This is a genomic window from Rhodanobacter sp. DHB23 (assembly GCF_014842975.1).
Lineage (GTDB): Bacteria > Pseudomonadota > Gammaproteobacteria > Xanthomonadales > Rhodanobacteraceae > Rhodanobacter_A.
In genome coordinates, this window is sequence record NZ_JACYXK010000027.1 from 269,639 (window position 1) to 293,241 (window position 23,603).

Annotated in this window: 23 protein-coding genes and 1 tRNA gene; 12 read left to right on the forward strand and 12 right to left on the reverse strand. The window is 70.4% G+C overall.

The window, feature by feature from the left end; translation table 11 throughout:
* Nucleotides 1-91: 91 nt before the first annotated feature.
* A complete protein-coding gene (locus tag IHE47_RS11140) occupies nt 92-694 on the reverse strand; it encodes a hypothetical protein (RefSeq protein WP_192105956.1) in 603 nt (200 codons plus the stop codon).
* A gap of 42 nt (nt 695-736) precedes the next feature.
* Nucleotides 737-2,899, reverse strand: coding sequence for an adenosylcobalamin-dependent ribonucleoside-diphosphate reductase (locus IHE47_RS11145; protein WP_192105957.1), 2,163 nt, complete (start codon nt 2,897-2,899; stop codon nt 737-739).
* Nucleotides 2,900-3,322: 423 nt separating this feature from the next.
* On the opposite strand from IHE47_RS11145, the gene IHE47_RS11150 reads away from it, so the two are divergent.
* The 4 genes from IHE47_RS11150 (at nt 3,323) to IHE47_RS11165 (ending at nt 8,250) form a co-directional block, all read left to right on the forward strand.
* Complete coding sequence (locus IHE47_RS11150) at nt 3,323-4,612, forward strand: DegQ family serine endoprotease (RefSeq protein ID WP_225561813.1); 1,290 nt, start codon at nt 3,323-3,325, stop codon at nt 4,610-4,612.
* Nucleotides 4,613-4,828: 216 nt separating this feature from the next.
* Nucleotides 4,829-6,103, forward strand: coding sequence for a substrate-binding domain-containing protein (locus tag IHE47_RS11155; RefSeq protein ID WP_192105959.1), 1,275 nt, complete (start codon nt 4,829-4,831; stop codon nt 6,101-6,103).
* A 4-nt stretch (nt 6,104-6,107) separates the two neighbouring features.
* Nucleotides 6,108-6,806, forward strand: a complete 699-nt coding sequence (locus IHE47_RS11160; protein WP_192105960.1) for an HAD family hydrolase — start codon at nt 6,108-6,110, stop codon at nt 6,804-6,806.
* Between the two features lie 61 nt (nt 6,807-6,867).
* Nucleotides 6,868-8,250 carry a leucyl aminopeptidase family protein gene (locus tag IHE47_RS11165; RefSeq protein WP_192105961.1) on the forward strand — a complete coding sequence of 461 codons (1,383 nt, stop codon included), beginning with the start codon at nt 6,868-6,870 and terminating at the stop codon, nt 8,248-8,250.
* A gap of 238 nt (nt 8,251-8,488) precedes the next feature.
* On the opposite strand, the gene bla is transcribed toward IHE47_RS11165, so the two are convergent.
* The 8 genes from bla to rsmD form a co-directional block, all read right to left on the reverse strand.
* Nucleotides 8,489-9,376, reverse strand: coding sequence for a subclass B3 metallo-beta-lactamase (gene bla, locus IHE47_RS11170; protein ID WP_192105962.1), 888 nt, complete (start codon nt 9,374-9,376; stop codon nt 8,489-8,491).
* An 88-nt stretch (nt 9,377-9,464) separates the two neighbouring features.
* The gene (locus IHE47_RS11175; RefSeq protein ID WP_192105963.1) at nt 9,465-10,496 is read right to left on the reverse strand and encodes a TMEM43 family protein; all 1,032 of its coding nucleotides are present in this window, start codon (nt 10,494-10,496) and stop codon (nt 9,465-9,467) included.
* Nucleotides 10,496-11,362: an MBL fold metallo-hydrolase gene (locus tag IHE47_RS11180; RefSeq protein WP_192106090.1), complete on the reverse strand. Its 867-nt coding sequence runs from the start codon at nt 11,360-11,362 to the stop codon at nt 10,496-10,498. The genes IHE47_RS11175 and IHE47_RS11180 overlap by 1 nt, the downstream gene beginning before the upstream one ends.
* A 77-nt stretch (nt 11,363-11,439) precedes the next feature.
* The gene (ggt, locus tag IHE47_RS11185; protein ID WP_192105964.1) at nt 11,440-13,158 is read right to left on the reverse strand and encodes a gamma-glutamyltransferase; all 1,719 of its coding nucleotides are present in this window, start codon (nt 13,156-13,158) and stop codon (nt 11,440-11,442) included.
* The gene (locus tag IHE47_RS11190) at nt 13,155-13,415 is read right to left on the reverse strand and encodes a YfhL family 4Fe-4S dicluster ferredoxin (RefSeq protein ID WP_192105965.1); all 261 of its coding nucleotides are present in this window, start codon (nt 13,413-13,415) and stop codon (nt 13,155-13,157) included. The genes ggt and IHE47_RS11190 overlap by 4 nt, the downstream gene beginning before the upstream one ends.
* Before the next feature lie 74 nt (nt 13,416-13,489).
* Entirely contained in the window at nt 13,490-13,993 is a 504-nt protein-coding gene (locus IHE47_RS11195) for a hypothetical protein (protein WP_192105966.1), read from the reverse strand.
* Entirely contained in the window at nt 13,986-14,543 is a 558-nt protein-coding gene (coaD, locus tag IHE47_RS11200; RefSeq protein WP_192105967.1) for a pantetheine-phosphate adenylyltransferase, read from the reverse strand. The genes IHE47_RS11195 and coaD overlap by 8 nt, the downstream gene beginning before the upstream one ends.
* A 29-nt stretch (nt 14,544-14,572) precedes the next feature.
* Nucleotides 14,573-15,142: a 16S rRNA (guanine(966)-N(2))-methyltransferase RsmD gene (gene rsmD / locus IHE47_RS11205; protein WP_192105968.1), complete on the reverse strand. Its 570-nt coding sequence runs from the start codon at nt 15,140-15,142 to the stop codon at nt 14,573-14,575.
* A 77-nt stretch (nt 15,143-15,219) separates the two neighbouring features.
* On the opposite strand from rsmD, the gene ftsY reads away from it, so the two are divergent.
* The 5 genes from ftsY (at nt 15,220) to IHE47_RS11230 (ending at nt 19,521) form a co-directional block, all read left to right on the forward strand.
* Nucleotides 15,220-16,290 carry a signal recognition particle-docking protein FtsY gene (ftsY, locus tag IHE47_RS11210; protein ID WP_192105969.1) on the forward strand — a complete coding sequence of 357 codons (1,071 nt, stop codon included), beginning with the start codon at nt 15,220-15,222 and terminating at the stop codon, nt 16,288-16,290.
* Between the two features lie 12 nt (nt 16,291-16,302).
* Nucleotides 16,303-17,379, forward strand: a complete 1,077-nt coding sequence (locus IHE47_RS11215) for an AsmA family protein (RefSeq protein WP_192105970.1) — start codon at nt 16,303-16,305, stop codon at nt 17,377-17,379.
* On the forward strand, nt 17,376-18,437 hold the full coding sequence (gene mutY, locus IHE47_RS11220; protein ID WP_192105971.1) for an A/G-specific adenine glycosylase: 1,062 nt from the start codon (nt 17,376-17,378) through the stop codon (nt 18,435-18,437). Before IHE47_RS11215 ends, mutY begins: the two co-directional genes overlap by 4 nt.
* Nucleotides 18,434-18,712, forward strand: a complete 279-nt coding sequence (locus tag IHE47_RS11225; protein WP_192105972.1) for an oxidative damage protection protein — start codon at nt 18,434-18,436, stop codon at nt 18,710-18,712. Before mutY ends, IHE47_RS11225 begins: the two co-directional genes overlap by 4 nt.
* Before the next feature lie 278 nt (nt 18,713-18,990).
* Complete coding sequence (locus tag IHE47_RS11230; RefSeq protein ID WP_192105973.1) at nt 18,991-19,521, forward strand: hypothetical protein; 531 nt, start codon at nt 18,991-18,993, stop codon at nt 19,519-19,521.
* On the opposite strand, the gene IHE47_RS11235 is transcribed toward IHE47_RS11230, so the two are convergent.
* The gene (locus tag IHE47_RS11235; protein ID WP_192105974.1) at nt 19,499-19,978 is read right to left on the reverse strand and encodes a GNAT family N-acetyltransferase; all 480 of its coding nucleotides are present in this window, start codon (nt 19,976-19,978) and stop codon (nt 19,499-19,501) included. The two genes, IHE47_RS11230 and IHE47_RS11235, sit on opposite strands and share 23 nt — an antisense overlap.
* Before the next feature lie 246 nt (nt 19,979-20,224).
* Between IHE47_RS11235 and IHE47_RS11240 the strand changes: the two genes are divergently transcribed.
* From IHE47_RS11240 to IHE47_RS11250, 3 genes are all read left to right on the forward strand, one after another.
* Nucleotides 20,225-20,300 (forward strand) — tRNA-Phe (locus IHE47_RS11240).
* 128 nt (nt 20,301-20,428) lie between these two features.
* Nucleotides 20,429-21,511: a sensor domain-containing diguanylate cyclase gene (locus IHE47_RS11245; protein WP_192105975.1), complete on the forward strand. Its 1,083-nt coding sequence runs from the start codon at nt 20,429-20,431 to the stop codon at nt 21,509-21,511.
* A gap of 125 nt (nt 21,512-21,636) precedes the next feature.
* Complete coding sequence (locus IHE47_RS11250) at nt 21,637-21,894, forward strand: hypothetical protein (RefSeq protein WP_192105976.1); 258 nt, start codon at nt 21,637-21,639, stop codon at nt 21,892-21,894.
* A gap of 1 nt (nt 21,895) precedes the next feature.
* Here IHE47_RS11250 and ybaL read toward each other — a convergent pair whose 3' ends face one another.
* Nucleotides 21,896-23,575, reverse strand: a complete 1,680-nt coding sequence (gene ybaL, locus IHE47_RS11255) for a YbaL family putative K(+) efflux transporter (protein WP_192105977.1) — start codon at nt 23,573-23,575, stop codon at nt 21,896-21,898.
* Nucleotides 23,576-23,603: the final 28 nt, after the last annotated feature.

Below are 23,603 nucleotides of genomic sequence, written 5' to 3' on the forward strand. Positions count from 1 at the left end.
GGCGTTCGTTCCTGGTGGTGAATGGCGGCGCGCGCAACCTGGATAGAAAAACAGCCGGCCCGGCGCGTGGCCGGGCCGGCTGCTTCGGGACTTACTTCTTGCGGGCGGCCTTCTTGGCGGCGGGTTTCTTCGCCGACTTGACGCTCGCCTTCTTGCTGGCAGTGGACCTCTTGACCGCCTTGGCGGCCTTCTTCACGGCAGCCTTCTTGGCTGTCTTCTTCGGAGCGGCTTTCTTCGCCGTCTTCTTGCTGCTGACCTTCTTTGCGGCCTTGGCGGGCTTCTTCGCCTTGCCGGCAACCTTCTTCGCGACCTTCTTCACCGCCTTCCTGGCGGCGGGCTTCTTCGCGACTTTCTTCTTGGCGGCTTTCTTGGGGGCGGCCTTCTTCGCCGCCGCCTTCTTCACGGCCTTCTTGACTGCCTTCTTCGCGGCAGCCTTCTTGGCCGGGGCCTTCTTCGCCGCAGCCTTCTTCGGCGCGGCCTTCTTCGGCGCGGCTTTCTTCGGCGCGGCTTTCTTTGCGGCCTTCTTCGCAGCGGCCTTCTTCGGCGCGGCCTTCTTCTTGGCTGCCGCCTTCTTCGGTGCCGCAATCGGCGCGGCCGGCGCAGGCGCGGCGGCGACCGGCGCTTCGATCACCGGCTCCACGGGAGCGGCCGGCGTCACACTGTCTTGCACTTCGATTTCAGGATCGTTGGACATGCGGTGTACCCCTCGGTGATCGTTGCGTTCGTGGACTGCGTGTCAGAACTTGCCGTAATAGCCTTCCTTCAAGGCATCGAACAGGTTGGCGGCGGTGTGCATCTCGCCGTCGTATTCCACTTCTTCGTTGCCGCGAAGTTCCACAACACTACCGTCCTCCAGTTCGAAGTGGTAGAGGGTGTTGGCAAGGTCGGCCTCCTTCACCAGCACGCCCTGGAACGCGGCGGGGTTGAAGCGGAAGGTGGTGCAGCCCTTCAGGCCCTGCTTGTAGGCGTAGAAGTAGATGTCCTTGAAGTCTTCGTAGGGGTAGTCGGTGGGCACGTTCGCGGTCTTGGAGATCGACGAGTCGACCCACTTCTGCGCGGCAGCCTGGATGTCCACGTGCTGCTTGGGGCTGATGTCGTCGGCGGCCACGAAGTAGTCGGGCAACTTGGCCTGCGGGTCGTCGCTGAACGGCATCGCGTTGGCGTTGATCAGCGCGCGGTAGGCCAGCAGTTCGTAGCTGTAGACCTCGACCTTTTCCTTGGTCTTGCGGCCTTCGCGGATCACGTTGCGCGAGTAGTGGTGGGCGAAGCTGGGCTCGATGCCGTTGCTGGCGTTGTTGGCCAGCGACAGCGAGATGGTGCCGGTTGGCGCGATCGAGCTGTGGTGGGTGAAGCGCGCGCCGGTCTCGGCCAGCTCGTTCACCAGGTTCGGCGCCACCTCGGCGATGCGCTGCATGTAGCGGCTGTACCTGGCGTGCAGCACGCGGCCGGGGATGCTCTGGCCGGCCTTCCAGCCGTCGCGCACCATTTCCGGGCGCTTGCGCAGCATGTCGCCAGTGACGGTGTAGTCCCGGGCGAGCACGGGCGCGGTGCCCTTTTCCTTGGCCAGCTCCAGCGCCACCTCCCAGCCGGCCACGGCCATCTCGCGCGAGACGTCCTCGGTGAAGGACACCGCCTCGGCGCTGCCGTAGCGCATCTTGAGCATGGCGATGGTGGAGCCGAGGCCGAGGTAGCCCATGCCGTGGCGGCGCTTGCTCATGATCTCGTTGCGCTGCTGCTCCAGCGGCAGGCCGTTGATCTCCACCACGTTGTCCAGCATGCGGGTGAACACCTTCACCACTTCGCGGTATTCATCCCAGTCGAAGCGGGCCTTGGGGCCGAACGGGTCGCGCACGAAGGTGGTGAGGTTGATCGAGCCGAGCAGGCAGGAGCCGTAGGGCGGCAGCGGCTGCTCGCCGCAGGGGTTGGTGGCGCGGATGTGCTCGCACCACCAGTTGTTGTTCATCTCGTTGACCTTGTCGATCAGGATGAAGCCGGGCTCCGCGTAGTCGTACGTGGAGACCATGATCATGTCCCACAGGTGCCGCGCGCGGATGTGGCCGTAGATCTTGCAGGCGACCAGGCCGTCCTCGCGGTCCACGTAGTTCTCGTGCGTGGGCCACTCGCGCCACACCACCTTGGCGGCGTCGTCGAGATCGAGCTCGTCGCGCTCCTTGACGTGGATCGGGAACACCAGCGGCCAGTCCTGGTCGTGCTCCACCGCCTGCATGAAGCCGTCGGTGACCAGCAGGCTGAGGTTGAACTGGCGCAGGCGGCCGTCCTCGCGCTTGGCGCGGATGAATTCCTTGACGTCGGGATGGCTGACGTCGAACGTGCCCATCTGCGCGCCGCGGCGGCCGCCGGCGGACGACACGGTGAAACACATCTTGTCGTAGATGTCCATGAAGGACAGCGGGCCGCTGGTATACGCGCCCGCGCCCGACACGTAGGCGCCACGCGGGCGCAGCGTCGAGAACTCGTAGCCGATGCCGCAGCCGGCCTTCAGCGTGAGGCCGGCCTCGTGCACCTTCTCCAGGATGTCGTCCATCGAATCGCGGATGGTGCCGGACACCGTGCAGTTGATCGTGGAGGTGGCGGGCTTGTGCTCCAGCGCGCCGGCGTTGGAGGTGATGCGGCCGGCCGGGATCGCGCCGCGGCGCAGCGCCCACAGGAAGCGTTCGTTCCACTGCTCGCGCAGCTCGGGCGTGGTTTCCACGTCGGACAGGGCGCGCGCGACGCGCTGCCAGGTGCCATCGACGTCGGCGTCCACCGGCGCGCCAGCCTTGCTGCGCAGGCGGTACTTCTTGTCCCAGATGTCCTGCGAGGCAGGCTGCAGCGGGATCGCCGCGGCGGTGTCGCGTTGCAGTTCCGATCCCGTCGCTGGTACGCGCGCTGTGCTCATCGGCTCCCTGACCTCTTCAATGCGGCCTTGCGGCCCTGTCGTTTTGATTGCCGGCATCGCGGCCGAGCCACGCCGTATGGGCGTCGCTGCGCCAGCTTGCCGGCCGGATGCCTGGCCTGCCCCCTTTGAAGCGATCAACCACACCAGTGCTTGTCCGTTCGATCGCAGGCAGGCACAAGATGTTGTGATTGCGAACCAGTGGCAAGGTACCGCCGGGAGCGGCCGATGTAAAGTGGTTTGGCGTCCCGGAAGCGCATCCGCGCGGGGAACCACGAGCCTTTCTCCGCAGTCGAAGCGGCGCCGTTTCCGCATCTGGCACGAGGAGCCCATATGTCATCCCGTCACCCGCGTTTTCCGCTCTGGCTTGCCGGCGCCTGCGTGCTGCTGCTCGGCGCCGCCTTCCCCCGCGCCAGCCACGCCACGATGCCGCCCGCGGTGAACGGCCAACCCATGCCTTCGCTGGCACCGATGCTGGAGAAGGTGACGCCGGCGGTGGTGAACATCTCCACCAGGACGCGCGTGCAGGTGCGCAACCCGTATTTCGACGACCCGGTGTTCCGCCAGTTCTTCGGCCTGCCGGCCACGCCGCGCGAGCGGGTGGAGCAGAGCCTGGGCTCGGGCGTGGTGGTGGACGCGGCCAAGGGCTACATCCTCACCAACAACCACGTGGTGGGCGGCGCCGACGACATCACGGTGACGCTGCAGGGCGGGCGCACGTACAAGGCCAGCCTGGTCGGCACCGACCCCGACACCGACGTGGCGGTGATCCGCATCAACGCGCCCGATCTGCAGGCGCTGCCGCTGGCCGACTCCTCCGGCCTGCGCGTGGGCGACTTCGTGGTGGCGGTGGGCGAACCGTTCGGGCTCAGCGAGACGGTGACCTCGGGCATCGTCTCGGCGCTGGGGCGTTCGGGGCTGAGCAAGTCCGGCTACCAGAACTTCATCCAGACCGACGCCTCGATCAACCCCGGCAATTCCGGCGGCGCGCTGGTGAACCTGCGCGGCGAGCTGGTGGGCATCAACACCATGATCTTCTCGCCCTCGGGCGGCAACGTGGGCATCGGCTTCGCCATCCCCAGCAACCTCGCCGCCGAGGTGATGCAGCAGCTGATCGCGCACGGCAAGGTGCAGCGCGGCACGCTGGGCGTGCAGTCGCAGGACATCACGCCGCGCATCGCGCAATTGCTGGGCCTCACGCAGGACAAGGGCGTGGTGGTCACCGGCGTCGATGCGGGCTCGCCCGCCGAACAGGCCGGCCTGCAGCCCGGCGACGTGCTCACCTCGCTGGACGGCAAGCCGCTGCGCAACGTGAACGACCTGCGCAACGCCGAGGGCCTGCTGCCGGTGGGCAGCACGGTGAAGCTGGGCATGCTGCGCGACGGCAAGGCACGCGACGTCAGCGCCGTGCTGCGCCCGGAGCGGCTCGCCAGCGTCGACGGCGCCAGGCTCGATCCGCGCCTCGCCGGCGTGACCTTCACCGAGCTGGACCAGAACCAGCGCGGCCAGGGCATGTACGGCGTCGCGGTGGGCGCGGTGCAGCCGGGCAGCCGTGCCGCCGCGGCAGGCCTGCACGCCGGCGACGTGGTGATCGGCGTGGGCAATGTGCGCATCACCGACCTGCGCATGCTGCGCGAACTCGCCGGCATGCGGCCGCGTCAGCTTGCCCTGGTGGTGGCCGACGACGACGGCACGCATTACGTGCTCGTGCAGTGACTGCCGCGGGCCATGCGGCGACGCATGGCCCGCATGCGTGAACAAACGCACAGTGGCGGGTGGGCGCACGTCGCACAAACCCTCGCGTGCGCTTGATGTTTTGCGCCCCAGCCGCTGAAATACCCTGCATTCGCCCGCTTTGCGCGCCGGCCGGGATCACGCGCCGCCGCCCGCCACCGCCTTCATCCTCCATTCCCGTCGGGGTATTCCGTCACCATGTCCGTTCGTGCTGTCCGCCTGTTGCCCGCCTTCCTGCTCGGCGCCTGCCTCGTCGCCCCCGCTTTCGCCGCCACCACCACGACGACGAAATCCGCTCCCGTCCACCACAAGACCACCAGCAGCAAAAGCAAGAGCAGCAAGGGACCCGCGCTGATCTGGCGCGGCGACGTCACCACGGCCCGCGCGGTGGTGACCGACATCGCGAAGGAATGGCAGCGCACCGGCCACGCCCGCATCGAGCTGCAGCCGTTCAACACCGCCTCGGGCATCGATGCGGTGGCCGGCGGCACCGCCGACCTCGCCGGCAGCGCGCGCGGCAGCGACGGCACCCCCGAAGACAGCCGCCTCACCTTCACCCCGGTGGCCTGGGATGCGCTGGTGATGATCACCAACCCGTCCAACCCGGTGCGCAACCTCACCGTGCGCCAGCTGCACGAAATCTATTTCGGCAAGATCACCAACTGGAAGGACGTGGGCGGCAAGGACGCGCCGATCGACCTGTACGCGGTGATCAGCCCCAACGACGGCGTGGAATACAGCCTGCGCGCCCTGCTGTACGGCCACGGCGACCAGCAGATCTCCGCGCCGCGCCTGTACCTCAACACCAAGGCGCTGGAAGACGGCATCGCGCTCAACCCGAACGGGCTGGGCCTGTCCACGCTGGCCAACGTCAACGGCAACCCCAAGCTGCGCACCATCCCGGTCGACGGCGTGGCGCCCACCGTGGCGAACATCGCCGACGGCAGCTATCCGCTGTACACCCCGCTGTACCTGGTGACCAACCCGAACAGCACGAAGGCCGCCGCGGTGAAGGACTTCGTCGATTTCCTGCAAAGCGACAAGGCCAAGGCCGTGCTGCGCGACCACTCGGTGCTGCCGTACCAGGACGGCATCGCGCTGGTGGCGAAGGACGAGGAGCGCCGCGAAAAGGTGTACGCCGAATCCACCGCCAGCAACGCCAAGCCGCCGCTGGCCGCGCCGGGCGCCAGCTATGCCGCGGCCGCCGCGATCGCGCCGACCTCGGAGCGCACCGAGGCCGCCCGCGCCGCGCTGGACGAGCGCAACGCCGCGGCGAAGGAAACCGCCGCCGCATCGACCGGCGCCGGCAAGCCTGCCGGCGAGGCATCCAAGGCCTACACCGTGGCCAAGGGCGACACCTTGTCCGGCATCGCCCAGAAGCACGGCGTGACCGTGGCCGACCTGCGCGACTGGAACCACCTGAAGAACGACAACATCAAGCTCGGCCAGTCGCTGCAGGTCAGCCACGACTGACGTCGTGCCGATCCGCGCCGTCACGTTCGACCTCGACGACACCCTGTGGCCGGTGATGCCGGCCCTTGAGCTCGCGGACCGCGCGGTGGACGACTACCTGCGCGAACACTGGCCCGAGGTGGCCCGCGCATGGCCAATCCCGGCCATGCGCGAGTTGCGTGCGCAGGTGGCCGCGTCGCGGCCCGACCTCGCCCACGACTTCACCACCCAGCGCAGGCTCACCCAGCAGCACGTCTTCGCCTCCTGCGGCATCACCGACGCGCCGCTGGACACGCTGTGGGAGATCTACTTCGCCGCGCGCAACGCGGTGCAGCCGTGGCCCGACAGCCTGCCCGCGCTGCAGCGCCTCGCCGCGCGCTGGCCGCTGGCCAGCCTCACCAACGGCAACGCCGACCTCGCGCGCACCGGCGTGCAGGCGCATTTCGCCCACCACGTCTGCTCGCGCGACGTGGGCGCGGCCAAGCCCGATCCGCGCATCTTCCTCGCCGCCGTCGAGCGCTTCGGCGCGGCTCCGCACGAAGTGCTGCACGTGGGCGACGATCCCGCGCTCGACGTGGTCGGCGCGCGGCGCGCCGGCCTGCGCGCCGCGTGGATCAACCGCCACGGCGAAACCTGGCCCGCCGAGCTGGGCGAGGCGCCGGAGCTGGTCTTCGCCGATCTCCGCGGACTCGCCGAATGGCTGGAGGCCCACGCCGCGGCGTGACCGCGCGGCCACATCGGCGCATCATTCGCGGCTGCGAAACACGCACGCCACGAGGTCTCCCATGTCCGCCCTGCTCGACCGCTCCGCCGCCCCCCGCCACTGCGTCGCCATCGAAGCCACCGACGCCCGCCACCTCGCCGCCGCGAAGAAGCGGCTGGATGCGGCGCAGCGCCGCTGGCTGGAGGCGAACGGCTTCGACGCCAGCCCCGGCACCTCGATCCTGCTGGCCGACGCGCAGGGCAAGCCCGCGCGCGTGCTGGTCGGCGTGGATGCGAACGACCCGCTGGCCGCACTCGCGGCCTTGCCGATGACCTTGCCGGAAGGCACCTACCAGCTCGCGGCCGAGGGCGTCGCGCTCGATCCCGTGCAGGCCGCGCTGGGCTGGGCGCTGGGCGCCTACCAGTTCACCCGCTACCGCAAGGCGAAGCGCGCACCGGCCACGCTGGCGGTGGATGCCGCCACGCTCGCCGCCGCGCAGCCGCTGGCCGGGGCCACGGCGCTGGTGCGCGACCTCGTCAACACACCCACCGAGGACATGGGCCCCAAGCAGCTCGGCGAGGCGATCGCGCAGCTCGGCAAGGCGCACAAGGCCAAGGTGCGCGACTGGGTCGGCGACGAGCTGCTGAAGGCGAACTTCCCCACCATCCACGCCGTGGGCCGCGCCAGCCACCGCGCGCCGCGGCTGGTGGAACTCAGCTGGGGCAAGCAACAGCACCCCAGGCTGGTGATCGTGGGCAAGGGCGTGTGCTTCGACACCGGCGGCCTCGACCTCAAGCCTTCCGACGGCATGCGCTGGATGAAGAAGGACATGGGCGGCGCCGCGCACGCCATCGCGCTGGCGCAACTGGTGATGCAGGCGAAGCTGCCGGTGCAGCTCACCCTGCTGGTGCCCGCGGTGGAGAACGCGGTGGGCGGCAACGCGCTGCGCCCCGGCGAGGTCGTCGTCACCCGCGCCGGCCTCAGCGTGGAGATCGACAACACCGACGCCGAGGGTCGCCTGGTGCTGTGCGACGCGATGGCCTACGGCGCCGAGCAGAAGCCCGAGCTGATGATCGACTTCGCCACCCTCACCGGCGCCGCGCGCGTGGCGCTGGGCCCGGACCTGCCGGCGCTGTTCGGCAACGACGACGCGCTGGCCGATGCCGCGCTGGCCGCCGGCCGCGCGGTGAACGACCCGCTGTGGCGGCTGCCGCTGTGGCGCCCGTACCGCCGCATGCTGGACTCCTACCTGGCCGACTTCGCCAACGCCGGACCTTCGCGCCATGCCGGCGCGATCACCGCCGCGCTCTACCTCGAGCGCTTCGTGCCGGACGGCCTGCCCTGGCTGCACCTCGACACCTATGCATGGAACGACGGCGATCGCCCGGGCCGGCCGCGCGGTGGCGAGGCGATGGGCCTGCGCGCGCTGTTCGTGCTGCTGCAGCAGCGGTACGGCAAGGGCTGAGCATTCCCGCGCTGATCCGGAGAAGGTCCGGAGGAACGGCCGGTCCACTCCACCGGCATCGGGCGCCTGGGCCGGTGGAGTGGCGGAAGCGGCTCCCGCCTGCGCGATGTGCTGCGCCATGCATCGAGGCACGAAGCAATCAATGCGCGCCTCCGCTCACCGTATGCCGTCAGGATAGACACGAGGACGTGTCATAGCTGGCCGCGCCTTGGAGCCGCAAGGAATCCGCGCGCGCCGCTCAATGCCCGCCTGAGCGCTCTTCCGCCAGCCGTGCATCCAGGTTCTTGCCCGCCTCGGCGGCGTAGTCGCGGCAGGCCTGCCTGTCGACCAGGGCATCCACATCCGTGGGCGACTTGCGCCTGGCGATCCTGTCCCAGAAATCACTGGCGTCGGGGTGTGGCGTGAGCAGGATGTCGCAAGGCAGCGCGGCGACGGCGGCGATGCCCCGGCGGAAGTCGGCGACGTAGGCGGGGTGGTCGGTGAACCGGTAACCGGGGGCGCTGATCGCGCTGAGGCTGTCGGCATAGGCGATGCGCAGGCAGCGTCGGCCCTCGCACGAGGTCCAGGTCCACGAGGTGCTGCCCGCCGTGTGGCCGGGCGTGTCGTGCGCGGTGATCGCGACATGACCCAGCTGCAGGGTCTCGCCGTCACGCACCACGCGCACGTCCTTCAGGGGCGTGTAGCGTGGAGCCGAGCCGTATTGCGGATCGCTGCGGTCGGCGCCGCCGAGTTCCAGTTCGTGCTTGCCGGCGGCGCTCGCCAGCACCTGCGCGCCGCTGGCGGCCTGCAAGGCAACGATGCCGCCGGCATGGTCGCTGTGGGCATGCGAGTTGAGTATCCACTTCACGTCGCGCACGCGGAAACCGAGCGAGCGGATATGCGCCTCGATCACCGGCGCGGACTCCGGCAGATCGCCGTCGAACAGCACCAGCCCCTGCCCGGTGTCCACCAGCAGCGAGGTCAGTCCGTAGGGCCCCACGTACCAGGTGTCGCCGTAGATGCGGAACGGCTTTTGCGGTGCGTTCCACTGGTCGTGCGGAATGTCGCCGCCGGCCTGCGCGGCATGCGCCACCGGCAGGACCAGGGCAAGCGCCAACGCGGCGACGACGGGCAGTCGCGGATGCATGGTGGGGTTCTCCTCGGGTGCGGTTGCGCAGCATCGCCGCCGCGACGGGCGCGTCGCGGGCGCAGCGCGGGCATTTCGCGGACGGCGATCAGCGACGGAGCGCGCGGCGTCGCCAGAGCAGCAGGCCGAGTCCGGCCACGGCGACGGCGAGCCACGCGGCGACCGCCGGCAGGCTCGCGCCCAGCCACGGGATCGCGGCGGACGCCGCCGCCGCAAGCAGGCCGCCGCCGAGCGCGGCCAGCGGATCGATGCGCTTCGCATCGCGCGACAGCAGCAGGCCCGTACCCAGCGCCGCCAGCAGCACGGCAAGCACGCGGCACGACCAGGCGTGCGCCGGACGCGCCGCCATGTCCGGGCGCATGTCGACCAGCGCGCTGTCGCCCACGTCGACCTGGTAGCCCTTGCCGTCGGCGGCATCCGCCGCGGGCACCAGGCGGTCGCCATCGACGCGGGCGATCACGGTGATCTCCTGCAACGGCGCCGCGCCCCAGCTCACGCGCAGGTCGCCTACGCGCGGGGCGCCCGGCCTGGCGCTGGTCACCAGCGCGTCGTCGTACAAAGAAAAACTGGCCGCGAGGTTCTCCGGCAGCGACTTGGCGTCGGGCGAGATCGCTTCGCTGCCCGGCAAGTCCTGCACCAGCCCGGGGCCCAGCGCGAAGCCGCCCAGTTGCACGCGCTCGGCGGCGAAGCGCTTGCCCTGCAGCGGGAACGCCCCGGGATTCGCATGGCCGTTCGGCTGGGCGAAATGGCTGCTGTCCTGCGGCGTGTCCGACCAGTCCAGTTCGTAGGTCACGTCGTTGCCCATGCGCAGCTCGTGCCACTGGAACATCTGCACGTGGCGCACCAGCAGCGGCGTGTCCGCCTGCTGGTTGAAGTCCGCGTCCAGCGGCTGCACCACCACACGGGGCGTGCCGCTGATGCGCACCAGCCGGCCTTGCAGGTTCGGCTGCGGGTCCGCGTCGCTGCCGAGGTCCAGCACGTCGCCGCCGTGCTGCTGCAGCGCGCCCCGATAGACCGCGAGGCCATGCTCGGTCCACGCCGCCAGCACGATGCCCAGCGCCAGCAACGCCACGCCGGCCGCGATGGCCAGCACGCCGCGCGGAATGGTGTCGATGCGCATCAGGCCACGCTCCCGCGCAATTCGGGCAATTCGTCCGTGCAGCCGTAGCGGCCGCGCGCGTCGCGCTGCACGCTTGCCACGGCGCAGGCATGGTCGTGGGTGAAGAACAGCCGCACGCCGCGCGCGAGCTTGTCGTCGAGGAAGCTGCGCTTCTCCTCGATCAGCCTTTCCGGATAGCGGTCGTAGCCCATGGTGATCGGCAGGTGCACCCAGGAACGCCCCGGGATCAGGTCGGCGCAGAACGCCACGCCGCCGATCTCCGCCAGCATCAGGCCCGGCGTATGGCCGTCCGAATAGCTGAAGCGCACGGCATCGCCCAGCGCCCTGGAATGTTCGCCCTCCACCAGCTCCAGCCGGCCGCTGTCCAGCAGCAGCTGCGTGAGTTCCGGGATGAACGAGGCGCGGTCGCGCGGATGCGGCTCCAACGCGCGTTGCCAGTGCGCCGCACCCGCCACGAAGCTGGCGTTGGGGAACAGCAGGCGCGGCGGCTGGCCTTCCTGCCACGCGGCGAGCAGGCCGCCGGCATGGTCGAAGTGCAGGTGCGACAGCACCACGGCGTGGACGTCCTCGTGCGCGAGGCCCGCCGCCGCCAGCGAATCGAGCAGCACGTGGCGATCCTCCACCACGCCATAGCGCTCGCGCAGCGAGGGCTCGAAGAACGCGCCGATGCCGGTCTCGAACAGCACGTTGCGACCGGGCACGCCGTTCACCGTCACGCCCTTCGCCAACAGGCAGCGGCAGGCCAGCGGGATGCGGTTCTGCTCGTCCGGCGCGATCCAGCGCGACCACATCGCCTTCGGCGCGTTGCCGAACATCGCGCCGCCATCGAGACGTTGGGAATTGCCGGAAATCGAATAAAGCTCCACGTCGAAAACCTCGAGTCCGAACACCGCCTCACGCCGGCCTTGCCGGTCATCCCGGCGAAGGCCGGGATGACGAAGAATCACTCCACCTTGCCCAACCCCGACGGCCGGCGCGGATCGCTGGCGGCATCGAGCGTGTTGGTCTTGTGGTCCCAGGTGACCACGTTCATGAAGCCCCAGCCTTCGCGCGGCTTGAGCGTGTAGCCCATCTTCTGGAGCTGCGCGCTGGTGGCGGCGTCGAACACGCCATCCTCCACGTACACCACGTCGGGCAGGAACTGGTGGTGGAAGCGCCTGGCGGCGGTGATCTGCTGCGCGCTGTCGCCGTCGATGAAGTGCAGGATGCCTTCCAGCACCTGGGTGATGATGGTGGAGCCGCCGGGCGAGCCGATCACCGCGCTGCGGTCCTTGCCGAGCACGAGGCTGGGCGACATCGAGGACAGCATGCGCTTGCCGCCCTCCGGCGCGTTCGCCTTGCTGCCGAGCAGGCCGTAGACGTTGGGCTGGTCCGGCACCAGCGCGAAATCGTCCATCTCGTCGTTGAGCAGCACGCCGGTGCCCGTGGCGACGAAGGTGGAGCCGAGGACGTAGTTCACGGTGGACGTGATCGCCACCATGTTGCCGTTCTTGTCGATGATCGAGAAATGCGTGGTGTGCATGCCCGGGTCGCGCGCCGACTCGTGCGGCAGCATGGACGAAGGCGTGGCCCGGTCGGGCAGGATGCTCTGGCGCAGGCCGTCGGCGTAGTACGGCGACAGCAGCATGTCCAGCGGCATCTTCACGAAGTCGGGATCGCCGAGGTAGTCGTTGTGGTCGCGGAACGCGCGGCGCATCGCCTCGATCACGTAGTGCATGCGGCGCGCCTGGTCCATCTTGGCGAGGTCGTAGCCGCGCAGGATGTTTAGGATCTCCGCGATGGCCACGCCGCCGGAGGACGGCGGCGGCGCGGTGACGATCTTGTAGCCCTGGTAGTCGACGACGATGGGCGCGCGTTCCCTGGCGCGGTAGTCCGCCAGGTCCTGCAGCGTCCAGTTGCCGCCTGCCGCGCGTACTGCGTCCACCAGCTTCTGCGCCACTTCGCCGTGGTAGAAGCCGGCGTCGGCGCCCTTCTGCGCGATCGATTCCCAGGTACGCGCCTGGTCCGGGTCGCGCCAGACCTCGCCCTCGGCCGGCGGCTTGCCGCCGGGCAGGAACTTGCCCGCCGAGGCGGGCCAGCGCTCGAGGTTCTTCTGCTCGTCCCTGATCGCGCCCAGCAGCCGCGGATCGGGCTTGAAGCCGTCGCGCGCGATGCGGATGGCCGGCGCCAGCGACACGCTGAGCGGCAGCCTGCCGTAGCGCTTCGCCAGCAGCTCCAGTCCGGCCGGCTCGCCGGGGATGCCGGCGGAGAGCGGCCCCTTCAGCGCCGCGTCGCGGTTCGGCGTGCCGTCGGGGTTGAGGTAGTCCTTCGGGTTCACCGCCATCGGCGCGGTCTCGCGCGCATCGATGAAGGCGTCGCGGTCGCCCCTGGCGGTGTGCAGGGTGGCCATGAAGCCGCCGCCAATGCCCGAGCTCTCCGGCTCGACCACCGACAGGGTGGAGGCCACCGCCACCGCCGCGTCGAACGCGTTGCCGCCCTTGGCCAGCACTTCGAAGCCGGCGTTGGTGGCGAGGAAATTCGCGCTGGCGATGCCGGCATGGCCGGGGCGCTGCGCCTCCGCGACGCCCGCTGCGGGCCGGGGCGCGCCGTCGGCGGCCAGCGCCGCGCCGCTCGTCAGCAACAGGCCGAGCAGCAGGGCGCGGCCGTGCAGGGAGATGTTCATGCGGCGGGTTCCTGGCTCATCAGGTGGCGGTACTTGAGTTCGAGCGCTTCGCGCGACTCGGCGTGCGCGGGGTCGACGATGATGCATTCGACCGGGCACACCTCGATGCATTGCGGCTCGTCGTGGTGGCCGACGCATTCCGTGCACAGCGCGGGGTCGATCACGTAGAACTCCTCGCCCAGCGAGATCGCCTTGTTCGGGCAAACCGGTTCGCAGACGTCGCAGTTGACGCAGGTGTCGAGGATCTTCAGGGACATCGTTTCGCTTCACGCGGCGCGGCCTGCGGCACGGGCATTGCGCCCGCGCCGCGCGGCCGACCATCGATTGCCGATTACATCTGCACGAAGCGGACGGTGGCGCCGGTCGGCTTGACCGCGTCCTCGACGCGCTGCTGGTCGGCCTTGTCGCCGATGAACAGCACGATCACGTCCTTGAAGGTGCCCGGCTGGGCATCCTTGAACGCGGCCACCAGCAGGTCGGCGGTGGTGGCGGACACCGGGCCGGCGAAGGCCAGCAGGTTGCCGGGGGTGACGCCGCGGGAGACCGTGTCCTGCACGTTCTGCAGCTGGCGGGCGTTCTGCGCCTTGTCGTCGTCGGTCTGGCCCGGGGTCACCAGGTAGGCGTAGGGCTGCTGCGCGGCCATGCCCTGCAGGTTCTTCTGCACCAGCTGGCTCAGGTAGGTGTTCCAGGCCTTGGCGTCGTTGATGTCGGCGGGCTTGGTGGCCGTGGTGGTCGCGGCGGCCTGCTGGTCCTGGTCCGAGCCCTGCTGCGAGCAGCCGCCCAGGGCGAGGCCGGCGGTCAGCGCGATGGCGGCGATGAGAACGAACTTACGCATGATGGTCACCTTCTTCTGTTACGGGTTGCTTGGGGAGGCCGGCGTTGCGGCCCTTGTGCCAGCGCTGACGCATGGCCTGTTGCACCGCCGGATGCACGAAACCGGAGATATCGCCGCCGAGACGGCCGATCTCGCGCACCAGCGACGAGGAAATGAAGCTGTACTGCTCCGCCGGCGTCAGGAACAGCGTCTCCGCCTGCGGGATCAGGTGGCGGTTCATGCTGGCCAGCTGGAATTCGTATTCGAAATCCGACACCGCGCGCAGGCCGCGCAGGATGACCCCGGCGCCGGTCTCGACCACGAAGTCGGCCAGCAGCGAATTGAAGCCGCACACCTCCACGTTGCGCAGGTCGGCCAGCGCCAGCCGCGCCAGCGCGATGCGCTCGTTGAGGCTGAAGCCAGGCCCCTTGCTGGAGCTTTCGGCCACCGCCACCACCACGCGGTCGAACAGCGGCGCGGCGCGCGCCACCAAGTCGGCATGGCCGTTGGTGATCGGATCGAAGGTGCCCGGATAGACGGCCAGGCGCGGGTTGCCGGAAGTTTGGTTCACGAGCCGGGGGGATGCTGTGGAAACTGCCCTTAGCTTAACGGAAGCGCGCGCCGATAGAGCGCAAAACGCACCTCGCCGGCGCGCCCCTCGCGGTGCAGCGACCAGACCGCGGGGACGGCCGGCGCCACGTCGCGCGGCGATTCCAGGTAGACCCAGGCGTGTTCGGCCAGCCAGCCGCCCTGCTCCAGGCCCTGTGCCAGTGCGCCCCACAGGTCCAGCGCGAACGGCGGGTCGAGGAAGACCAGGTCGAACGGCCGCGCCGCGCCATGCAGGAAGCCCCGCGCGTCGATCGCCGCCACTTCGCCGCCTGCGGCCTTGAGCCGGGCCAGGTTGTCGCGCAACGCCCGCGCCGCCTGCGCCTCCGGCTCGACGAAGCAGGCGCCGGCCGCGCCGCGCGACAAGGCCTCGATGCCCAGCGCACCGGTGCCCGCGCACAGGTCCAGCACGCGCGCGCCCTCGATCATCGGCGCCAGCCAGTTGAACAGCGTCTCGCGCACCCGCTCCGGCGTGGGCCGCAGGCCGGGCAGCCCGGGCACGTCCAGCCGCGAATTGCGCAGGCTGCCGCCGATGATGCGGATGCGGCCGGCACGACCGTTCATTCGGCCGGCTCCAACTCAGCGGCCGGTACAGGTGGGGGTGTTAGCATGCCGCCCATTGTCTTTGAATCGCCCCCGCAATGCTCAATTTCTGGAAGAAGAAGCCCGCCGAGACCCCGCCTGCAGCCGCGCCCGCAGCGCCTGCGGCGGACCCGTCGCCGGAAGCCGCGGCTCCCCCGGTCCCGGCCGAGGTGCCGGCCGCGGCCAGCGCCGCCGAGCCGGTCGAAGCCGCCCCGGCCAGGCGCGGCTGGCGCGAGCGCCTCGCCGGCAGTGCGCTGGGCCGTGGCCTCGGCTCCCTGTTCCAGCGCAATCCCAGGCTCGACGACGACCTGCTCGACGAACTGGAGACCACCCTCATCACCGCCGACGTGGGCGTGGAAGCCAGCACCGCACTGGTGGAAAACCTGCGCCAGCGCATGCACAAGCGCGAGTTCGCCGACGCCGCCGGGTTGCGCAACGCATTGCGCGAGGCGCTGGTGGCGCTGCTCAAGCCGGTGCAGCAGCCACTGGATCCCTCCGGCCACAAGCCTTTCGTGGTGCTCACCGTGGGCATCAACGGCGTGGGCAAGACCACGACCATCGGGAAATTGGCCCGCAGGTGGCGCGACGAAGGCCGCAACGTGCTGCTGGCCGCGGGCGACACCTTCCGCGCCGCCGCCGTCGAGCAACTCAAGACCTGGGGCGAGCGCAACGCCGTGCCGGTGATCTCGCAGGGCCAGGACGCCGATGCCGCCAGCGTGATCTTCGACGCGCTGCAGGCCGCGCGCTCGCGCGGCGCCGACGTGCTGGTGGCCGACACCGCCGGCCGCCTGCACACCCAGGGCGGCCTGATGGACGAGCTGGGCAAGATCGCCCGCGTGCTGAAGAAGCTCGACCCCGCGGCGCCGCACGAGGTGCTGATGGTGATCGACGGCACCACCGGCCAGAACGCGGTGAATCAGCTGCGCCAGTTCCGCCAGATCGTCGGCGTCACCGGCCTGGTGGTGACCAAGCTGGACGGCACCGCCAAGGGCGGCGTGGTGTTCGCGCTGGCGCGCGAGTTCGGCCTGCCGATCCGCTTCGTGGGCCTGGGCGAGACCGCCACCGACCTGCGCGCCTTCGACGCCGTCGCCTTCGTCGACGGCCTGTTGCCGGCGGCGGACCACGACTGATGCGGGGCTGACGTGGCGCCCCGGCTGCGACGCCTGCTGCTGGCCGCGAGCGCACTGGCGCTCGCCGTGCTGCTGGCCGTGGCGATCTCGGTCTACCTGTTGCTGCGCCCCGACCGCTTCACCGCGATGCTGCAGGAGCAGGCGCGGCAGGCCGGCCTCGTGCTCAACCTGGACAGTCCCGCCAGCCCCAGCGTGCTTCCGCGCCCGGCGCTGGAACTGCACGGCATCACCCTCGTCGCCGAAGGCGCGGACAGCCCCATCCTGTTCGCCACCAGCGGCCGGCTGGTGCTGCCATGGAGCACCCTGCTCGGCGGCCCCGCCGCCATCAAGCAGATGGAGGTCGACGGGCCGCGCGTCGACCTCGGCGCCCTGCAGGGCTGGCTCGCCACGCAGCCGCCACAGCCGGCGAACGCGCCGCCCGCGCTGCCGCGCATCGACACCGGCATCCGCATCGAGCACGGCAGCGTGGTGCATGGCGACGAGCTGCTGTTCGACAACGTCACGCTGACCGCCGGCACGCTGACGCCCGACCGCCGCTTCCCGCTGGACATGTCGGCCACCACCGCCTCGGGCGCGCCGCTGCAGATGCGGCTCACCGCCACGCCACGCATCCATGGCAACGCACTGCAGCTCGACGACATCCAGCTGCACCTGTCGCAGGGCAGCGGCAGCACGCTCGCGCTGCACGGCGACGCCCGCTGGCGCGGCGGGGCGAACGCGGACGCGCAACTCGGCGGCAGGCTCGACCAGGCCGATGCCGGCAGCTACGACGTCGCGCTCACGCTCACGCCCGCCGACCAGACCGACCCGCTGCTGCTGCACCTGAAACTGGACGGCCCCGACAATCACGCCGACATGAGCCTGCCGCCGCTGGCGCTGGCGCACTGGTGGAGCACGTTCGGCACGCCAAGCGATCCGCAGGCGGCGGTGCAGCCAGGCCTTCCGCCCGGCAGCGGCACGCTGCACCTGTCGAAACTGCAGATCGGCAGCCTCGGCATCACCGGCCTCGACGTGCAGGCCGGCGACGCCGTGCCCGCCGCCGCCAGCAGCGCGGCGGACAAGCCCGGCAGCGGCGGCGCAGCGAAGTGAAGCCGTTCGCCGATGCCCTGCTGGCCTGGTTCGACGACCACGGCCGCCACGACCTGCCCTGGCAGCACGCGCTGGACGACGGCCGGCGCGACGCCTACCGCGTGTGGCTGTCGGAAATCATGCTGCAGCAGACCCAGGTGGCCACCGTGGCCGGCTACTTCGAGCGCTTCGTCGCCGCGCTGCCCACCCTGCGCGACCTCGCCGCCGCGCCGGAAGACCAGGTGCTCGCGCTGTGGTCCGGCCTGGGCTACTACCGCCGCGCGCGTTTCCTGCAGCGCGCCGCGCAGCTCTGCGTGGAACGCCACGACGGCGAGTTGCCGCGCGACTTCGACGCGCTGGCCGCGCTGCCTGGCATCGGCCGCTCCACCGCCGGCGCCATCCTCGCGCAGGCGCACGGGCTGCGCTTCCCCATCCTCGACGGCAACGTCAAGCGCGTGCTGGCGCGCTACCACGGCATCCACGGCCATCCCGGCGAAAGCGCGGTGGAGAAGCAGCTCTGGCGGCACGCCGACGCGCACACCCCGGCTGCGCGCGTGGCCGACTACACGCAGGCCATCATGGACCTGGGCGCCACCGTGTGCACGCGCAGCCGGCCGCGTTGCGCAGCCTGCCCGCTGGCCGGGGACTGCATCGCCCTGCGCGACGGCCTCGTCACTCAGCTGCCCTCGCCCAAGCCGACGAAGACCACGCCCACCCGCGCAACCGTGATGCTGATACTGCGCGACGCGCGCGGCCACGTGCTGCTGGAACGGCGCGGCCCGCTAGGCGTGTGGCCCGGCCTGTGGAGCCTGCCCGAAGCCGCGGACATCGACGCCGCCTGGCGCCATGCGCGGCGGCACGCACGCATCGACGACGCGCAGGCGCTCGCCCCTTTCACCCACGTGTTCAGCCACTACAAGCTGCGCGTCGAACCGCTGCTGTTCGACGGCGCGACGGCCGCGCGCGGCATCGCCGATAATCCGGACCTGCGCTGGTGCGACGCCGGCACGCAGGCCGCGCTCGGCCTGCCCGCACCCGTGCGCAAGCTGCTGCAGAACCTCGAAGGATCCACCGCATGAGCCGCATCGTCCACTGCGCCAAACTCGGCATCGACGCCGAAGGCCTCGACTTCGCCCCCTGGCCCGGCCCGCTGGGCCAGCGCATCTACGCCGGCATCAGCAAGCCCGCGTGGCAGCAGTGGCTGGCCCACCAGACCATGCTGATCAACGAGAACCGGCTCAACCCGCTCGACCCGGCGGCGCGCAAGTACCTCGCGGAACAGATGGAGAAATTCCTGTTCGGCGGCGAGGTCGACCAGGCCACCGGCTACACCGCGCCCGACGCGGAATCCTGACGACGGCCTGGCCGGGCCGGGACCGGTCCGGCATGCCGCATGGACGGCGGCGCAAACGCCGCTTCGCATCGATCGAATGCCATAGGCATCGGCACCGCCGGCTTCACCGCCCGTGATAGCCTGCGCCGTCGATGCGCACCCGGGAGTCCGGCCGTCCGGATTCCCGGCTGCGACGGCATTCCGGCCGACGATTCCATGCACGCAAGCAGCGGCCCAGCGGCCGCGGGCGGCATGCATCGCGTCGTCCGGCGATCACTGACCGAACAGGGGAAATACAGGTGTTGACGCTCGAAGAATGGACGATGCTTGGCACATGGGCCGCACCTGCGGTGGCGGCGCTGGGTTTCCTGCTGATCCGCAACCAGCTCCAGGGCGACCGCGAGGCGCTGGAGACGCAGACCAGCTGGGAGATCTACAACGTGGGCGGCGGCATCCTGCAGACCTTCATCGGCAACCCCGAGTGCCGGCCGTTCTTCTACGACGGCGTCGAGGCACCAAACGCGGAGCCGCTGCGCAGCAAGGTGCTGGCGGTGAACGAGCTGATCTGCGATCACATGGAAAACATCATCCTGCACCGCCGCGCGCTGGATGCGGAAACCTACCAGGTGTGGGTGCTTTACATGCAGGGCCTGTACAACCGCAGCCCGGTGATGCGCGCGTTCCTGCAGCCCGAGTCCGAGGGCTATCGCTATTCCGGCCAGTTGCTGGACCTGCTGCGCGAAGGCCTGCGCGAGCAGGTGGGCTCGCAGGACTGGCTGGACCGGCAGAAGGCCGCCGCCACCGCGGTCAGGCAGCCGGGTAACGCATGATGGTGATCGGGCGGCCCACGTAGCTGTCCGTTTCCAGCGTGCGCCAGCCGAGGCGCCGGTACAGCTCCACCTGGTCGAAGGTGTACAGGTAGAGCGCCGGCGCCAGGGCCACGGCATAGTCCATGGCGTACTGCACCAACGCGGCGCCGATGCCGCGGCGACGCCACTCCGGCAACACCAGCACGTTGGCCAGCCACGGCCCCAGCCCGGGGCGGGTGGGCAAATCGTGCGGCACGATGCTGGCGATGCCCGCCAGCGCGCCGTCGACGCGCGCGCCGAAGAACTTGGGCACGTGCACCGACGCCTGCAGCGATTGCGCGATATCGTGCCGGTTCTCGGCCCAGACGGCGGCCGATTCGGCATGTGCCCATTCGTCGTAGACCCAGCTTGCCGCCTGCCCGGCTTCGCCCGCGTCGCGCAGCGGCGAGATGTCCAGGTTGGCGGGAATGGCTGGCATCGTTGCTTTCGATCATGGCGGATACGGGCTTGCACGATAACAGTCCCACGCCGCTGCGCGCGCCGGGCCGGTGCCGCCAGGGCATCGCATGGCGCAACGGATGCCGCCGGTGCACGGCATGCGGATACGCGGAAAGCCTTGCGCTACGGGCCTGCGGACACCGCGTCGGCGACGCCAGCGGAACGTGGCCGTCCCTTGACAACCCCGCCACCCGCCGCTTTAATACGCGGCTTGCCGAAATGCTTTGGCCGGGTAGCTCAGTTGGTAGAGCAGGGGATTGAAAATCCCCGTGTCGGCGGTTCGATTCCGTCCCCGGCCACCATGTTCAGACGGCCCGCAGCGATGCGGGCCGTTTTTATTTGCGCTACTGTCGCCCTCGGCCGGCTTTCACGGGTGCGGCCCGGGGAACCCGCAGGGGGTTCGGGCATTCGCACGTCGAGAGTGTTTGGTGTGGCACGGCAGTCGGCAGGACAGGGCAAACCCACGCACGAACCGAAGCGCGTCGCGCAGACGACGCTGTCCCGGCGCGTCCATCGCTTCCGCATGCTGGGCATGGGCGTGGCGGCGCTGCCGATCGCGGCGGTGTTGCACGAAAACGGCTGGTCGCCCTGGCTGGCGGCCCTGCTCGCGTTCACCGGCCTGATCTGGCCGCAGCTGGCCCGCTGGCTGGCCAGGCGCAGCGCCACGCCGTTCCAGGCCGAGCTGCACAACCTGATGGTCGATTCGCTGCTCGCCGGGCTGTGGGTGCCGCTGATGCACTTCAACCTGCTGCCGGCCGTGCTGCTCCCCACCGTGGCCACCGCCGACAAGATCAACACCGGCATCCGCGGCCTGTGGCTGCGCTCGCTGCCGGTCATGCTGCTTGGCGTGCTGGTCGGCGGCCTGCCCACCGGCTTCGCGGTGCGCCTGCAGACCAGCACGCTGGTGATACTCGCCTGCCTGCCGCTGCTGGTCGTGCATACCCTGGCGGTCAGCCTGGGCACCTACCGCCTGATCCGCACGGTGCAGGGGCGCAACCGGCAATTGGCCGCGCTGAGCCGGCAGGATCCGCTGACCGGCCTCGCCAACCATCGTCACTGGCGCGAGGAGAGCGCCCGGCTGCTGGCCGAGCGCAGCGCGCAAGGCCTGCCCAGCACGCTGCTGATGATCGACATGGACAGGCTCAAGGCGATCAACGACGAGTACGGCCACGGCGCGGGCGACGACGCGCTGTGCCGGCTGGCCGCGCTGATCCGCAGGCATGCCGGGCCGGAGGCGCTGGCCGGCCGGCTCGGTGGCGACGAGTTTTCCGTCATGCTGCCCTGCGGGCGGACCCATGCCGCGGCCATTGCCGAGCAACTGCGCGAGACCATGGCTGCCGCGCGCTGGCCACAGCGCCCGGGCCTGTGCTGCACGATCAGCGTGGGCCTGATCGAGGCCGGCGAGGTCGAGAACACGCTGCATGACTGGAGCGAAGCCGCCGACCGTGCGATGTACCGGGCCAAGCAGTCCGGGCGCAACCGCATCGCCAGCGACGAGTCGGTCGCCTCCTGAACCTTCCCGCGGCCCGGGGAGACTGTGAATGGCTTCCCGGCTGTCACCGCCCTGCCACCCGCGGATCACCGGCACGCCATGCGCGGCGGCGAGACTCTCGCGCCTAGCCCGCGAGTGCCGCAGCCGTGCCAGCCCAGTACGTCACCCCGTCGAAGTTCGGCCTGTTCCGCATCGTGCGGCACGGACGGCGCTGGCGCAGCCTGCTTGGAGGCTGCGAGCTGGCGCGGCACGACGACGCGCTCGCGGCACTGGCGTACCTGCAGTCCAGTTGCCCGCGCGCACGCTTGCCGGCCGACCTGGATGCGTGGCGCTACCTGGCCGAACCGCCGGCCCGGCTGGCGCAGGCCAGCAGCAACGACGAGGACTGGCTGTTGACGGGCTGACTCAGGCCGTGGCCGCCGCCCCGCCCGCGGCAAGGCGGTCGAGCATGCCGCGCGCGATTTCCCGCTCGCCGGACAGCACCAGGTTCGCGCCCTGCCCGCGCAGGTGCGCGGCGCCGGCGCCGGAACCCGCACGCGCGCAGATCGTCAGCCCGGGATTGATCCGCCGCGCCACGCGCACGATCTCGCCGGCCTCGAACGCATCCGGCACGGTCACCAGCAGCGCCTTCGCGGCACCGAGGTTGGCGGCGGCCAGCGCCTCGTCGCGCGAGGCCTGGCCGGAGATGGTGCGGATGCCTTGCGCGCGCAGCTCCTCGACGCGCTCGTGCTCCAGCTCCATCGCCAGCAGCGGAATGCCGTCCGCGCGCAGCGCGTCGCACAGCAGTCGCCCCACCCGCCCATAGCCCGCCACCACGACATGGCCGGACAGGTCCCCGGCCTGCTCGGGCACGGGCTCGTCGGGCGCCGCCGCCGCGGCATCCTGCGCCGCCTCGCGCGCGTCCAGCCACGGCCTGGCGCGATCGAGCAGCTTGAATAGCAGCGGGTTGAGCAGGATGGACAGGATCGCCGCGGCCAGCAGCACGTCCTGCGCCTCCTTCGACACCATCTGCTGGGCCACGCCCACGCCGATCAGGATGAAGGAGAACTCGCCGATCTGCGCCAGGCTCACCGCGATGGTGAGCGCGGTGCGCAGCGGCCGCCGCGAGGCCAGCACGATGAGCAGCGCCGCCAGCGACTTGCCCAGCACGATGATCGCCAGCGCCGCCAGCACCACCAGCGGCTCGCTGAGCAGCACGCGGTAGTTGAACAGCATGCCGACCGAGACGAAGAACAGCACCGCGAACGCGTCGCGCAGCGGCAATGTCTCCTCCGCCGCGTCGTGCGCCAGCTTCGATTCGCCCATCATCATGCCGGCGAAGAACGCGCCCAGTTCGAACGACACGCCAAACGCACCGGCCAGGCCGAACGCCACGCCCAGCGCGATCGCCAGCACCGCCAGGCGGAACAGTTCGCGCGAGCCGCTGACCGCCACCCGCGCGAGCAGCCACGGGATCAGCCGCGCGCCCACCACCAGCATCAACGCCACGAACAGGATCACCTTGCCGATGGCGATACCCACGGTGCCGGCCAGCGCGCCGAACGAGACGCCCTGCCCCGCGGCCAGCGCGCCGCCCACCGCGGGCAACAGCACCAGGGCCAGCACCATCGCGAAGTCCTCCACGATCAGCCAGCCCACCGCGATGCGGCCGCGCTCGGTTTCCAGCAGCCGGCGTTCCTCCATCGCGCGCAGCAGCACCACGGTGCTGGCCACCGACAGCGCCAGCCCGAACACGAAGCCCTGCGCGAACGGCCAGCCCAGCGCCATGCCGAGCAACACGCCCAGCACGGTGGCCACCGCCATCTGGATCAGCGCGCCGGGGATGGCCAGCGACTTCACCGACAGCAGGTCCTTCAGCGAGAAATGCAGGCCCACGCCGAACATCAGCAGCACCACGCCGACCTCGGCCAGCTCGTGCGCGATACGGCCGTCCGCCACGTAGCCCGGCGTGAACGGCCCCACCACCACGCCGGCCAGCAGGTAGCCGGCCAGCTCGGGCAGTTTCAGCCGGTGCGCCAGCGCGGCGAACACGAAGGCCAGCACGATGCCGCTGACGAGGGTGGCGATGAGCGGTGCTTCGTGCATGGCGGCTATCCGGTTCCGTAGGTCCTGA

Bases quoted from the DNA above. Each gene is read 5' to 3' on its own strand.
- IHE47_RS11175 (WP_192105963.1), bottom strand. From the start codon at position 10,496: ATGCGCATCGACACCATTCCGCGCGGCGTGCTGGCCATCGCGGCCGGC.
- IHE47_RS11195 (WP_192105966.1), bottom strand. From the start codon at position 13,993: ATGCGTAAGTTCGTTCTCATCGCCGCCATCGCGCTGACCGCCGGCCTC.
- IHE47_RS11145 (WP_192105957.1), bottom strand. From the start codon at position 2,899: ATGAGCACAGCGCGCGTACCAGCGACGGGATCGGAACTGCAACGCGAC.
- ftsY (WP_192105969.1), top strand. From the start codon at position 15,220: ATGCTCAATTTCTGGAAGAAGAAGCCCGCCGAGACCCCGCCTGCAGCC.
- IHE47_RS11190 (WP_192105965.1), bottom strand. From the start codon at position 13,415: ATGTCCCTGAAGATCCTCGACACCTGCGTCAACTGCGACGTCTGCGAA.
- bla (WP_192105962.1), bottom strand. From the start codon at position 9,376: ATGCATCCGCGACTGCCCGTCGTCGCCGCGTTGGCGCTTGCCCTGGTC.
- IHE47_RS11165 (WP_192105961.1), top strand. From the start codon at position 6,868: ATGTCCGCCCTGCTCGACCGCTCCGCCGCCCCCCGCCACTGCGTCGCC.
- rsmD (WP_192105968.1), bottom strand. From the start codon at position 15,142: ATGAACGGTCGTGCCGGCCGCATCCGCATCATCGGCGGCAGCCTGCGC.
- ggt (WP_192105964.1), bottom strand. From the start codon at position 13,158: ATGAACATCTCCCTGCACGGCCGCGCCCTGCTGCTCGGCCTGTTGCTG.
- ybaL (WP_192105977.1), bottom strand. From the start codon at position 23,575: ATGCACGAAGCACCGCTCATCGCCACCCTCGTCAGCGGCATCGTGCTG.
- IHE47_RS11235 (WP_192105974.1), bottom strand. From the start codon at position 19,978: ATGCCAGCCATTCCCGCCAACCTGGACATCTCGCCGCTGCGCGACGCG.
- IHE47_RS11140 (WP_192105956.1), bottom strand. From the start codon at position 694: ATGTCCAACGATCCTGAAATCGAAGTGCAAGACAGTGTGACGCCGGCC.
- IHE47_RS11225 (WP_192105972.1), top strand. From the start codon at position 18,434: ATGAGCCGCATCGTCCACTGCGCCAAACTCGGCATCGACGCCGAAGGC.
- IHE47_RS11155 (WP_192105959.1), top strand. From the start codon at position 4,829: ATGTCCGTTCGTGCTGTCCGCCTGTTGCCCGCCTTCCTGCTCGGCGCC.
- IHE47_RS11150 (WP_225561813.1), top strand. From the start codon at position 3,323: ATGCCGCCCGCGGTGAACGGCCAACCCATGCCTTCGCTGGCACCGATG.